At 71.1% G+C, this 11,878-nt stretch carries 10 protein-coding genes; 7 read left to right on the top strand and 3 right to left on the bottom strand.

The annotated features are described in order from the left end of the window. Positions 1 to 105: 105 nt before the first annotated feature. From GWK61_RS47465 to GWK61_RS47450, 4 genes are all read left to right on the top strand, one after another. Entirely contained in the window at positions 106 to 693 is a 588-nt protein-coding gene (locus GWK61_RS47465; protein ID WP_194919771.1) for a DUF3000 domain-containing protein, read from the top strand. A 497-nt stretch (positions 694 to 1,190) separates the two neighbouring features. Continuing rightward, a complete protein-coding gene (locus GWK61_RS47460; RefSeq protein WP_194919769.1) occupies positions 1,191 to 1,889 on the top strand; it encodes a LuxR C-terminal-related transcriptional regulator in 699 nt (232 codons plus the stop codon). 22 nt (positions 1,890 to 1,911) lie between these two features. Further along, on the top strand, positions 1,912 to 3,246 hold the full coding sequence (locus GWK61_RS47455; RefSeq protein WP_194919767.1) for an HRDC domain-containing protein: 1,335 nt from the start codon (positions 1,912 to 1,914) through the stop codon (positions 3,244 to 3,246). A 79-nt stretch (positions 3,247 to 3,325) separates the two neighbouring features. Further along, complete coding sequence (locus GWK61_RS47450) at positions 3,326 to 4,054, top strand: endonuclease/exonuclease/phosphatase family protein (RefSeq protein ID WP_194919764.1); 729 nt, start codon at positions 3,326 to 3,328, stop codon at positions 4,052 to 4,054. A gap of 251 nt (positions 4,055 to 4,305) precedes the next feature. Here the strand turns inward: GWK61_RS47450 and GWK61_RS47445 are convergent, their stop codons facing one another. Next, on the bottom strand, positions 4,306 to 4,710 hold the full coding sequence (locus GWK61_RS47445) for a winged helix-turn-helix transcriptional regulator (RefSeq protein ID WP_194919762.1): 405 nt from the start codon (positions 4,708 to 4,710) through the stop codon (positions 4,306 to 4,308). Between the two features lie 146 nt (positions 4,711 to 4,856). Between GWK61_RS47445 and GWK61_RS47440 the strand changes: the two genes are divergently transcribed. From GWK61_RS47440 to GWK61_RS47430, 3 genes are all read left to right on the top strand, one after another. Continuing rightward, positions 4,857 to 5,525, top strand: a complete 669-nt coding sequence (locus GWK61_RS47440) for an FMN-dependent NADH-azoreductase (RefSeq protein ID WP_194919760.1) — start codon at positions 4,857 to 4,859, stop codon at positions 5,523 to 5,525. 199 nt (positions 5,526 to 5,724) lie between these two features. Then, positions 5,725 to 6,966, top strand: a complete 1,242-nt coding sequence (locus tag GWK61_RS47435; protein ID WP_194919758.1) for a thiolase family protein — start codon at positions 5,725 to 5,727, stop codon at positions 6,964 to 6,966. Then, the gene (locus GWK61_RS47430; protein WP_194919755.1) at positions 6,963 to 9,080 is read left to right on the top strand and encodes a 3-hydroxyacyl-CoA dehydrogenase NAD-binding domain-containing protein; all 2,118 of its coding nucleotides are present in this window, start codon (positions 6,963 to 6,965) and stop codon (positions 9,078 to 9,080) included. The genes GWK61_RS47435 and GWK61_RS47430 overlap by 4 nt, the downstream gene beginning before the upstream one ends. A 56-nt stretch (positions 9,081 to 9,136) precedes the next feature. On the opposite strand, the gene GWK61_RS47425 is transcribed toward GWK61_RS47430, so the two are convergent. Both GWK61_RS47425 and GWK61_RS47420 read right to left on the bottom strand, forming a co-directional pair. Further along, the gene (locus GWK61_RS47425; protein ID WP_194919753.1) at positions 9,137 to 10,957 is read right to left on the bottom strand and encodes a GTPase; all 1,821 of its coding nucleotides are present in this window, start codon (positions 10,955 to 10,957) and stop codon (positions 9,137 to 9,139) included. A 1-nt stretch (position 10,958) separates the two neighbouring features. Continuing rightward, on the bottom strand, positions 10,959 to 11,878 hold a 920-nt coding region (locus GWK61_RS47420), incomplete at its 5' end, for a hypothetical protein (protein WP_228564129.1).

Below are 11,878 nucleotides of genomic sequence, written 5' to 3'. Positions count from 1 at the left end.
CAGGGGAGCGGGGGAGCAGGGGATGGGTCCGTCCCGTGCGTCCCGTGCGTCCTGTGCCAGCGCGCCTCCCGTCGGCCCCGAGCCGGGGCGGCGTACGCTTCACCCATGGCACCCAGCCGCGCGGGCGACCCGCGGGAGTTCGCGGAGGCCGTCGCCGCCCTGTCGGCGGCGTCCCCACCGGCCGCGATCGAGCTCGACGAGCTGCCGGCCCCGGTGAACCTGGCCCCGTTCACGCACGCCGTCGGCGGCGGCGTGGTCGCCGGCGAGGAGGACCTGGCCACCGGCCGCCTGGTGCTGCTGCACCGCCCCGGCGGGCACGAGGAGTGGCGCGGCGCGTGGCGGGTCGTGGTGCTGGTCGAGGCGGACCTGGAGGCGGAGATCGCCGAGGACCCGCTGCTGGCCGAGGTCGCCTGGTCCTGGCTGACGGACGCGCTGGCCGAGCACGACGCCCCCTACGTCGCCGAGAGCGGCACGGTCTCCCGGTCGTCCTCGCGCGGCTTCGGCGGCCTGTCCGGCCGCCCGGCGACCACCGCGGTGGAGATCCGGGCCTCCTGGACCCCGGTGCCCGGCCCCGACGGCATCGACTTCGCCGCGCATCTTCAGGCCTGGTGCACTCTGATGATGATGTGCGCGGGCCTGCCGCCGGAGTACGAGGGCGTGGCGAACCTGCCGCCGGCCGGGTCCCGGCGCTGAGTTCGGCCACTCCGGCTGCTTCGGCTACTTCTCCGGCTACTCGGGCTGCTCCGGCTCCTTCAGCTACTCGCGCTACTCCCTGTTCTCCCGGTACTTCCTGATCGCCGGCCGCTCCAGCCTCATTGTGTTACGTGGCGCTCACCTGATCGGCCCAGCCGGTTCCACCGGACGGACCAGCTCCGGACCCCTTCGGCCCGTTCCGCCCCATCGGTCGCGGAACTGCACGTCCGACGCTTGCGGACCGGCCTGATCACTCTGGGTTACTGGCCCTCGCGCTGGGTCACCTCTGTTCGAATCTGCTCGCCCCAGGTCGCGTCTGCGCAGCTCAGGGCGCATTTTCCGATAATCATATGCCCGACACCGTCCCGTTCTGTGAACTTGCGGGCATTAGCCCTAAAGGTGCCTGCTTGATCTGCCGATGACCTGAATGGACCGATCCGCTACCGGCGGACGCGGCGCCTGAGCACAAGCTCGCAGCACCCCCAGGAGGAGGTTCGGTGTCGGTACTCGTCGACAACACCGCCAACCTGATCGCATACCGGCCGGCGCGCCTGACCGCGATGGTCGTCGTGGCCGACCCGCGCGTGCGCCAGTCGGTGACCCGGCACCTGTGGGCGCTGGGCGTCCGCGACGTCCTCGAGGCGCAGACCGCCGCCGAGGCACGCAGCCGGATGTCCGCCACCCGCGATCTGGCCGTCGTGGACATCCACCTGCCGGACGGGTCCGGCCTGCAACTGTTGGCCGAGATGCGCGCGGCCGGCTGGGCCGGCGGTCTGGCCGTGTCCGCGGCCGACGACGCCGGGGCGGTCCGTGCCGCCCTGGCCTCGGGCGTCCGCGGCTTCGTCATCACCGGGGCGCGCCCGGTCACCGCCGGGCGTCCGGGGCTGACCGGCGTGCACGCCGCCAGCGCCAACCGGGTCCGCCCGACCGGCGGCCTGCCGCCGGGAGCGGCCGCCCTGGCCGGGGCGAACGGCGCCGCGCAGGCCGCGCACGCCGGCTGCCGCGACCTGTCCGCGCGCGAGATCGAGGTGCTGCGGCTGGTCGCCGACGGCCGCTCGAACAAGGCCATCGGACAGGCCATGGGGCTCTCGGCGCTGACCGTGAAGAGCCACCTGGCGCGCATCGCCCGCAAGCTGGGCACGGGCGACCGGGCCGGCATGGTCGCGGTCGCACTGCGCGGCGGGACCATTCACTGACGGCGGTCGTTACTGTAAGGGCGTGACGAGTTCCAGTACGCCGGGCGGACCGGCGAGCCAAGAGCAGACCCCGAAGGCCGCCGAAGCGCCGCTCGGCCTGGTCCCGCTGCTGGAACCGCGTGAAGGCCTGCCGCCGGTCACCGACACGGCGCCGGCGCTGGCCGCCGCCGTCGAGGCGCTGGCGGCCGGCACCGGCCCGGTCGCCGTGGACGCCGAGCGGGCCAGCGGCTACAAGTACAGCCAGCGCGCCTACCTGGTCCAGATACGCCGCCAGGGCGCCGGCACGTTCCTCATCGACCCGATCGCCTGCCCGGACCTGTCGGCCCTGGCCGGCGACGGCCCGGCGCTGGCCGGCGCCGAATGGGTGCTGCACGCCGCCTCCCAGGACCTGGCCTGCCTGGCCGAGGTCGGCATGCACCCGCCGACCCGCCGCGAGGACGGCACCGGCGGCTTGTTCGACACCGAACTCGGCGCCCGCCTCGGCGGCCACGAGCGCGTGGGCCTGGGCCCTCTGGTCGCCGAAGTGCTGAAGCTGGAACTGGAGAAGGGCCACTCGGCCTCCGACTGGTCCACCCGGCCGCTCCCGGAGGCCTGGCTGCGCTACGCGGCGCTCGACGTCGAAGTCCTGGTCGAAGTCCGCGACATCATCGAGGACGAACTGCGCGCGGCCGGCAAACTGGACTGGGCCCACCAGGAGTTCGACGCCGTCGCCAGCGCCCCGCCACCGAAGCCCCGCGCCGAACCCTGGCGCCGCACCTCCGGCCTGCACAAAGTCCGCCGCCCCCGCCAACTCGCGGTGGTCCGCGCCCTCTGGGAGTCGCGCGACGAACTGGCCCGCCGCCGCGACATGACCCCGACCCGCGTCCTCCCGGACCAGGCGATCATCGACGCCGCCCTGTCCCTCCCCGGCGCCGCGGCCCAGATGCGCACCATCCCCGGCTTCAGCGGCCGGATGCGCTCAGGAGACGTGCCCCGCTACTTCGAGGCCCTGACCCGCGCCCGCCAACTGAAGGACGGCGAACTCCCGAAGCCCGGCGCCGCCCCCTCCGACGGCCCACCCCCGGTCCGCGCCTGGGCGGACAAGGACCCGGCAGCCGCGGAGCGCCTGACAGCAGCCCGCGAGGCAGTCGGCGCCCTGGCCGCGCAGTACACACTCCCCGTGGAGAACCTCCTGGCACCGGACTCCCTACGCCGCCTGTGCTGGGCCCCTCCGGTGGCGGACCCGAGCGACGAGCAGGTGGCGGCGTTCTTGGCCGGCGCCGGCGCGCGTCCGTGGCAGGTGCAGCTGACGGCGCCCACGATCGGCGAGGTGCTGCGGGAGGTGGCGGGGCGCGCGGCTTCTGGGCCGGAGGAGTGAGTTTCTTGCTCTGATCGGGCGGTGTTCCGGCCGGGGTCTTCGGCGTGCCGAGCTGGACCTGGTGGAAGTAAGGTGGCTCGTGATTTCCGTCGCGACCTGGAACATCCTGCACCGCGTCCACGCCGAGAACTGGGGCGAAGACAGCCCGAGGCACTGGCCGGACGAAACCGATCGGATCGCCGCGATCACGGCACGGCTGATGAAGCGCGCTGAGCAGGTCATCGCCCTCCAGGAAGTCAGCGGCGACCAACTCAACGATCTGGTTCACGCCCTACCCGCCGACCGTGTGACACACGCTCTGCGCTACCCACGCGTCCCGAGACCGCGCCACGGAACGTCCTCGCTAGAGGACCCCGGCGAGCACCTGGTCCTGGTGGTGAACGGGCCGGCCCACCAGGTCGCCGCCGAAGCCTTCGACGACGATCCGGGCAAGGGGCTGCTGGCCGTCCAGACCGGCGACACGCTCGTAGTCGCCACGCACGTGAGCTCCGGCCAACGCCGGGCCGGTCAGCTGGCTCGCTTGGCCGAGCTCACGACCGCCTCGACAAAACCGGTCGTCCTGCTCGGCGATTTCAACTGCGACTCCGCCACAGTGTCAGCAGCCCTCGGCCCCGGATACACGCTCGCAGTCCTCCCGCCGGATGCATCGCCCACCCGGCCTTACGGCGCGGGCATCCCGGCCCAGACCATCGACCACATCATCGTCCGTGGCGGTGGTACCAGCGGCGCACAGACCGAAGACGTCGGCAGCCTTTCGGACCACAACCTACTGCGTGCAGATGTGATGCCCGAGGCCGAGGCGAGGTAACGCGCCTGCGTCTGGATGCTGACCGGAACGGTCCTGCACGTCGACGGCGGCCACCGGTTCATCTGACCGGTGCTCCCGGCTGGCGGCGTGAGGCGAGAACGATTGTCGATCCGGCTGTTGTCAGGCTGCGGTTGTGGAAGGGCGTCCGCCCCAGCGGATGCCTTTCTCGCTGCGGATGCGGATGCGGATGCGGGCGCGTCCGCAGCGGGCGGCGGCTAGAACGTCCAGACCCATCGCGGCGCGCGACCTGATCAGCGCGCCGCAGCAGCCCCGGCGTCATAAGCGTCCCGATGCTTCTCAATCCGCTCAGCATTGTCCGCGGCCCAGTTCACCAACTCCAGCACCGGCACCAGCAAGCTGTGCCCCATCTCCGTGAGCTCGTACTCCACGCGCGGCGGCACCTCGGCGTAGACGGTCCGCGAGATCAGCCCGTCGCGCTCCAGCTGCCGCAGGTTCAGCGTCAGCATGCGCTGGGAGATCCCGCCGATCGCCATCTGCAGCGCGCTGAACCGCAGGGGGCCGCGGTTCAGGTTGCCGATGATCATCAGGCCCCACTTGTCGCCGATGCGGTCGAGCACGCTGCGCACGAACCGGCCCTCCGGCCCGACCTCCTGGCACGCGGCCGGCGGGTCCAACCTCGTCTCCGCCCTCTCCACTGATCCCGTTCCTTCCTCGCAGCCGGACCAGGACGGTTACATCCGTGTGCCTGGCCACACCTCGATGTGCCTTTTGTAGACGATCCAATAATCACTCATCATGATGCCACGCACAAAAGGTAACCATCGAGCTGAGGGAGTATTCCGTGGCTTCTTTGCTGCACATCGACGCGTCTCTGTTCCCGGGCGAGGCCTCCGCCTCCCGCACCGTCACCGCCGCGTTCGCCGACGCCTGGCGCGACGCGCACCCGGACGGCACCATCGTCCGCCGCGACCTGGCCGCCGAGCCGCTGCCGCACATGAACGTGACGACCGTCTCCGCCGCGTTCTCCGACCCGGCCACCCACAACGAGGCCCAGGCCGCCGCGCACGCCGCCCGGCTGGCGCTGATCGAGGAGGCCGAGAACGCCGACGCGATCCTCATCGGCGCCCCGATGTACAACTTCGGCCTCGCCTCGTCGCTGAAGGCCTGGATCGACCACGTCATCCTGGCCGGCCGCACCCTCGGCGAGGGCACGCAGTCCCTGGCCGGGAAGCCGGTCGTGATCGTGGCCTCCCGCGGCGGCTCCTACGAGCCCGGCACGCCGCGTGAGGGCATGGAGTTCGTGAAGAACTACCTCGCCGGAGCCCTCTCCGCGCACCTGGGCATCACGCCCGAGTTCATCACCATCGAGCTCACGCTGGCCCCGACGGTCCCGGCGATGGCCGACCTGATCCCGCTGGCCGAGGCGTCGCGCGCGGCCGCCCTGGCCGACGCCGACGCGAAAGCGCGGGAGCTGGCCGCGAAGCTGTCCGGCGAGCCGGTCGCGGTCTGAAGCGTCTGGCACTTGATGTCCGGCAAGGCGCCTCACCTGCGACGGACGAGCGCGGCCCGATCCAAGCGGGCCGCGCTCGTCGTCCGTCATGAGGCGCCGTCCAGCCCCGTGACCGCACTCACCTCACCCCGCGCTCGCCGAACCTTGTTACTCGTGAGTAGCATGGTCGCAGAACCGTTCCGCGTGGAGGAGAGCCAACGTGCCTCAGACCCAGAGGGCCGTCCGACAAGTAGTCTTCGTCGACGGCGTCCGTACCCCGTTCGGCAAGGCGGGCCCCAAGGGCGTGTATGCCGAGACCAGGGCGGATGACCTGGTCATCCGCTGCATCCGTGAGCTGCTGAAGCGCAACCCGCAGCTCCCGGCCGACCGCGTGGACGACGTGGCGATCGCCGCCACCACCCAGATCGGCGACCAGGGCCTGACCCTGGGGCGGGTCGCGGGGCTGCTCGCGGGCCTGCCGAAGACCGTCCCCGGCTACTCGATCGACCGGATGTGCGCCGGTGCGATGACCGCCGTCACCACCACCGCCGGCGGCATCGCCTTCGGCGCCTACGACGTGGTCGTCGCCGGCGGCGTCGAGCACATGGGCCGGCACCCGATGGGCGAGGGCGTCGACCCGAACCCGCGGATCGTCGCCGAGAAGCTCGTCGACCCCTCCGCGCTGGTCATGGGCTCCACCGCGGAGAACCTGCACGACCGCTACCCGGAGCTGACCAAGGAGCGCTGCGACGCCTTCGCCGCCGCGTCCCAGGAGAAGTACGCCAAGGCCCTGGCCGCCGGCAAGTTCCAGGACGTCCTGGTCCCGATGTCCGCCCGGCACGCCGAGAACGGCTACGCCCTGGTCACCGCCGACGAGCCGCCGCGCCCCGGCACCACCGTCGAGGACCTCGCCGCGCTGAAGACCCCCTTCCGGGTCCGCGGCCGCGTCACCGCGGGCAACGCCGCCGGCCTGAACGACGGCGCCACCGCGTGCCTCCTGGCCGCCGAGGACGTGGCCGAGGAGCTGGGCCTGCCGGTCCGCATGCGCCTGGTGTCCTACGCCTACGTCGGCGTCGAGCCGGAAGTCATGGGCATCGGCCCGGTCCCGGCCACCGAGAAGGCGCTGGCCAAGGCCGGCCTGACCATCGAGGACATCGGCCTGTTCGAGCTGAACGAGGCCTTCGCGGTGCAGGTCGTCGCGTTCCTGGACCACTTCGGCATCGCCGACGACGACGAGCGCGTGAACCCGTTCGGCGGCGCCATCGCCATCGGCCACCCGCTGGCCTCCTCCGGCGTCCGGCTGATGACCCAGCTGGCGCAGCACTTCGAGGAGCACCCCGAGGTCCGTTACGGCCTCACCTCGATGTGTGTCGGCATCGGCATGGGTGGAACGGTCATCTGGGAGAACCCCCATTGGAGCGAAGCGACCCAGCAGGCACAGCGGAACGGAGAGTCGAAGTGACTCAGGACCTGACAGCTCTGGCCACGGAGCTCTTCCCGGACGAGGTCGTCACCAAGGCCCCGGTCCAGTTCTTCGACCTGCCCGGCCACTCCGGCAAGTTCGCCCTCATCACCCTGGACAACGGCTTCGACCACACCAAGCCGAACACGTTCGGCCCCGGCGGCCTCGTGCAGCTGGGTCAGGCCATTGACACGGTCGAGGCCGCGGCCAAGAACGGCGAGATCGTCGGCGTCGGCGTCACCGGCAAGCCGTTCATCTTCGCCGTCGGCGCCGACCTCAAGGGCGTCGAGGTCGTGAAGAACCGCGACCAGGCCCTGGCCATCGCCAAGGCCGGCCACGACACCTTCAAGCGCCTGTCCGCGCTGCCGGTGCCCTCCTTCGCGTTCGTCAACGGCGCGGCCATGGGCGGCGGCGTCGAGGTCGCGCTGGCCTGCACCTACCGCAGCATCTCCTCCGGCGTCCCGGCGCTGGCCTTCCCCGAGTGCTTCCTCGGCCTGGTCCCCGGCTGGGGCGGCTGCACGCTGCTGCCGAAGCTGATCGGCCCGGACGCCGCGGTCACCGTCATCATCGACAACGCGCTGTCGCAGAACCGGATGCTCAAGGGCCCCAAGGCCTTCGAGCTCGGGATCGCCGACGTGATGTTCGAGCCGGTGGCCTTCCTGGAGGAGTCGCTGGCGTGGGCCGAGCAGGTCATCAACGGCTCGGTCACCATTGAGCGCAAGCAGTTCACGGCCGAGGACTACGCCGCCGCCGTGGCCCGCGGACGTCAGGTCGCTGATTCGAAGGTGCACGGCGCCGCCCCGGCCCCGTACCGCGCCCTGGACATCATCGAGAAGATGGCCACCGGCTCGAACGACGAGGGCTTCGCGCTGGAGGACGAGGCGCTCGCCGACCTGATCATGACGAACGAGCTGCGGGCCGGCCTGTACGCGTTCAACCTGAATCAGAAGCGTGCGAAGAAGCCGTTCGGCGCGCCGAGCAAGGACCTGGCGCGGCCGGTGACCAAGGTCGGCGTGGTCGGCGCGGGCCTGATGGCCTCGCAGTTCGCGCTGCTGTTCGTGCAGCGGCTGCAGGTGCCGGTCGTGATGACCGACATCGACCAGGCGCGCGTGGACAAGGGCGTCGGCTACGTGCACGAGCAGATCGGTCTGCTCCAGCTCAAGGGCCGCCTCAACCAGGACCAGGCGAACCGTCTCAAGGCTCTGGTATCGGGCTCGCTGACCAAGGACGCGTTCGCGGACGCGGACCTGGTCATCGAGGCCGTGTTCGAGGAGATGTCGGTCAAGCAGCAGGTGTTCGCGGAGGTCGAGGCCGTGGTCCGCGAGGACTGCGTGCTGGCCACCAACACCTCCTCGCTGTCGGTCACCGAGATGGCCTCCAAGCTCCGGCACCCCGAGCGGGTCGTCGGCTTCCACTTCTTCAACCCGGTGGCCGTGCTGCCGCTGCTGGAGATCGTGCGCGCCGAGCAGACCGACGACGCCTCGCTGGCCACCGCCTTCGCGGTCGGCAAGACCCTGAAGAAGTCCTGCGTGCTGGTCAAGGACGCCCCGGCGTTCGTCGTGAACCGGCTGCTGACCCGCTTCCTGGGCGAGGTCACCGCGGCCGTGGACGAGGGCACGCCGATCGAGGTCGCGGACCGCGCGCTGGAGCCCCTGGGCCTGCCGATGTCGCCGTTCGTGCTCCTGGAGCTGGTCGGCCCGGCCGTCGCGCTGCACGTCGCCGAGACCCTGCACACCGCCTTCCCGGACCGTTTCCAGGTCTCGCCGAACCTGGCGAAGCTGGTCGCCGCCGGCAAGAAGGCGATTTACCAGTGGGACACCGGCGTCCCGGTCATCGACCCGGAGATCCTGGAGCTGTTCCAGCCCGGCGACTCGCCCTCGACCGAGGAGCAGCTCCGCGACCGCGCGCTGAAGGCGATGGCGCAGGAGATCGACCTGATGCTCAGCGAGGGCGTGGTCGGCGAGGCGCAGGACATCGACCTGTGCATGCTGCTCGGCGCCGGCTGGCCGTTCCACCTCGGCGGCATCACGCCGTACCTGGACCGTGCCGGGGTGTCGGAAATCGTGACCGGCCACCGATTCCTGGCCCCGGGTGTGGCTTCTCTCCCTGAATAAGGGTACTTACTATGGAGGTGCCCCTGCCCCCCGCCGGGCAGGGGCACGCTCTTTTCTCAAGTCTTCCTGACAAGTCCCTGAGTCAGGGTCCAGGCTCTGACATACCGTTCATGCTCCGCGACGAGCGGGGTGAACAGCAGTTGTTCGGCCGCGCCCCGCACCCGCTCCGTCATGCGTTCGGCCACTTTCACCCGCAGCCGCGCGGCGGCCCGTCGGGCGGCCGGACGGCACAGCAGGTCCAGCAACGCCCCGGCGACGAGGGCCACGACCGCCACGAGCAACGGGAACGGCACCGGACCGGTGTCCGGCAGGCTTGAGTCCTTGCCGCCGCCGGACGCCGCGTAGGCGATGGCGCCCCCGACGCCCACGAGCGCCGCGGTCATCAACATCCAGTGCAGCACCTGCACGGTGGTCCACCAGCGCGGGACCAGCCGCGGCCCGACCTCCGTACCGGACAGCGTGGCGTCCAGCGTCTCCGCCAGGCTCTTCACGCAGCGATCCCCGATGCGGCGCATCTCCTTGGCCCACGGCTGCGGCATGGCCTCGGCGACGCGGTCCACGGCGTCGGCGACGGCGTGCTCGACGTCCCCGTGCTGGATCGGCGGCGGTGCGGGCTCGCCGGCCACCGCACCGGCCCAGGGGGTGTAGCGGGCCGCCTCGCCGCCTCGGACGCGGGATATCAGGGTCATGACGGCGTGCCGGACCGGCCAGCCGGTGACGGCCGAGGCGCGGCGGCGGTAGGTGGCGTCGATGAGGTCTGACAAAGCCTGCATGCTGGTGCTGTCGCCGATGGCCAGGAGCGTGGCGGATTTCGCTTGCGGCGACAGGCTTTCCGGGACGCGGCCGTCCCGGGGCGTGAGCTCGGCGGCGATGAGGGTGGCGGCGCGGTCGACGTCCGCCTCGCTGCGCAGGAGGGCGGCCTGCTTGCGGCGGACGCGGGTGACTATCAGCTCTCTGAGCTGCTGGAGACCCTCGCCGGTCCGCGTCGACGTCAACAACACCGGCACGTCGGTGAGCCCTGATTCAGTGAGAATCCTTCTGAGGTCTTCGGCGCACGCACGCGCGTCGTTCGGCGCCAGCTCGTCGCTCTTGTTGAGGACGACGACCAGCGTCTCCTGGTGGTGGTCGAGGTGGCGGAGGTAGCGCTCGTGCCAGGAGGCGTCGGCGTACTTCTGCGGGTCGGTGACGAACAGGAGCAGGTCGGCGGCGGCGGTGGCCTTGTCGGTTTCGTCGCGGTGCGCTCGGACGGCGGAGTCGTGGTCAGGAAGATCTATCAGGACCAGCGGTGTGAGTTCGGGTTCTGCTGTGCGACTCGCACCGTCCAGCAACGACCCTCGCAGGATCCTGTTATTGCTCGCGACGCCGATGCGGTCGAGGAGCGCGGCTGCGGCCTCGGCGTGCTCTGGGTCCCAGATGCAGGCCAGACCGGTCGTGGTGGTCGGTCGTATGGCGCCGACCGGAGCGAGCTCGAAGCGAATCAGTGCATTGAAGAGCGACGACTTGCCGCTGCCCGTCGCCCCCGCGATGGCGGTCACGACGTGGTCGGGGGAGAGGGCGATGCGCTCGTGGACGCGGCGCAGGATGCGGTCCGCCTCCTGCGCGGTGAAGTCGGACAGGCGCTGGTCGGTCTCCTTCAGAAGCGCTTCAAGCCTGCCCAGCCGCCCGGTGAGCACCCGCGACCCGCCACCGATCACCGGCATCGGGACATGCGGGGGAGCGGGCGCCGGTTCCTGCCAGGCGCCAACATCCACGTTCCTGACATTGCCTTCAGTGTTCCCAATACTGACTTCGCCGTTCCCAAGGCTGCCTCCGCCGTTCCCGAAGTCACCTCCGGCCTTGCCCGCCCTGATATCCATCTCCTCGACGTCGGCATCCATCTCAGTCTCCTTCGTTCCGCGCCCGAGCCACTGCCGCACGGGCCTCGGCGAGTGCCTGAGCCTGGAGCGGATCTAGGTTGTAGGCGGCCAGTTGCGCTCGATGCGGCGTGGAGGCGCGTTCCAGCAGGCGTGCGTTGCCGTCTTTCAGCGCGGTCGTCGCTGTCGTCAGGAGTCGGTCGGCGTCTTCGTGCCCGAACATCGTGCGCAGGAGCCCTACCGCGGCGGTCGCGGCGGGATCGCCTTCCCCGTTCCCGGTCTCGTTCCCGGCCAGCGCCGCGACCCCCAACACCAGCGCCGCACTGCGGATATGCGCACCCGCCGGCCCGATCGTGCGCGTGGTCCGCCGCGAATGCCCCTGGTCGAGGATGAGCGTCGGCAGATGATCAAGCCACTCCGCAGCGGCCCGCGCCGGATCGGTGGCCCGCCGGGTGGCGTCGTCGACCGGACCGGGCTCCGGGGCGCCCGGCGTCAGCTCCCACTGATCGACGGTCTTGCGCGCGGCCCGCTCCAACGCGGCGCGGTACCCGCGTGCCACGGCCTCGACGAGCGCGGCGCGCAGCGGGGCGGTGGTGGCGTCATGCGCCGCCGGGTTGTGAAAGCGCGCGCTCCAGTCCGCCTCAGCCCTCTTGCGCTTCCGGCGCCTCCTACCGGCATCTTCCGCCTCGAACAGGGCACTGACACGCCCCGAACCCAACAACTCCTGCCACCGGATCCGCACCTCACCCCCCAGCAACTCCCCACCGTCCACGGCCCCCCGAAATCTCACCCGTTCAGCGGTATGCACTCTCTCCAAACCCTGATGCAATACCTGTAGAGCAAGCCGCTGCCCCTCCCAGGCATCAGCAAGCTCCCCCACGAGCCTGTCAACGGAATCGAGCCGCCCGGCCACGCCGAGCATCCCGATCCGCACCCGCCCCGCGG

The organism is Catenulispora rubra (assembly GCF_015356825.1).
Classification (GTDB): domain Bacteria; phylum Actinomycetota; class Actinomycetes; order Streptomycetales; family Catenulisporaceae; genus Catenulispora; species Catenulispora rubra.
Note: the sequence above shows the minus strand (reverse complement) of the source record. Positions and strands in the feature narration are given on the sequence as shown.

Coding starts and splice junctions, on each gene's coding strand:
- GWK61_RS47465 (WP_194919771.1), top strand. CDS start 106: ATGGCACCCAGCCGCGCGGGCGACCCGCGGGAGTTCGCGGAGGCCGTC.
- GWK61_RS47425 (WP_194919753.1), bottom strand. CDS start 10,957: ATGGATGCCGACGTCGAGGAGATGGATATCAGGGCGGGCAAGGCCGGA.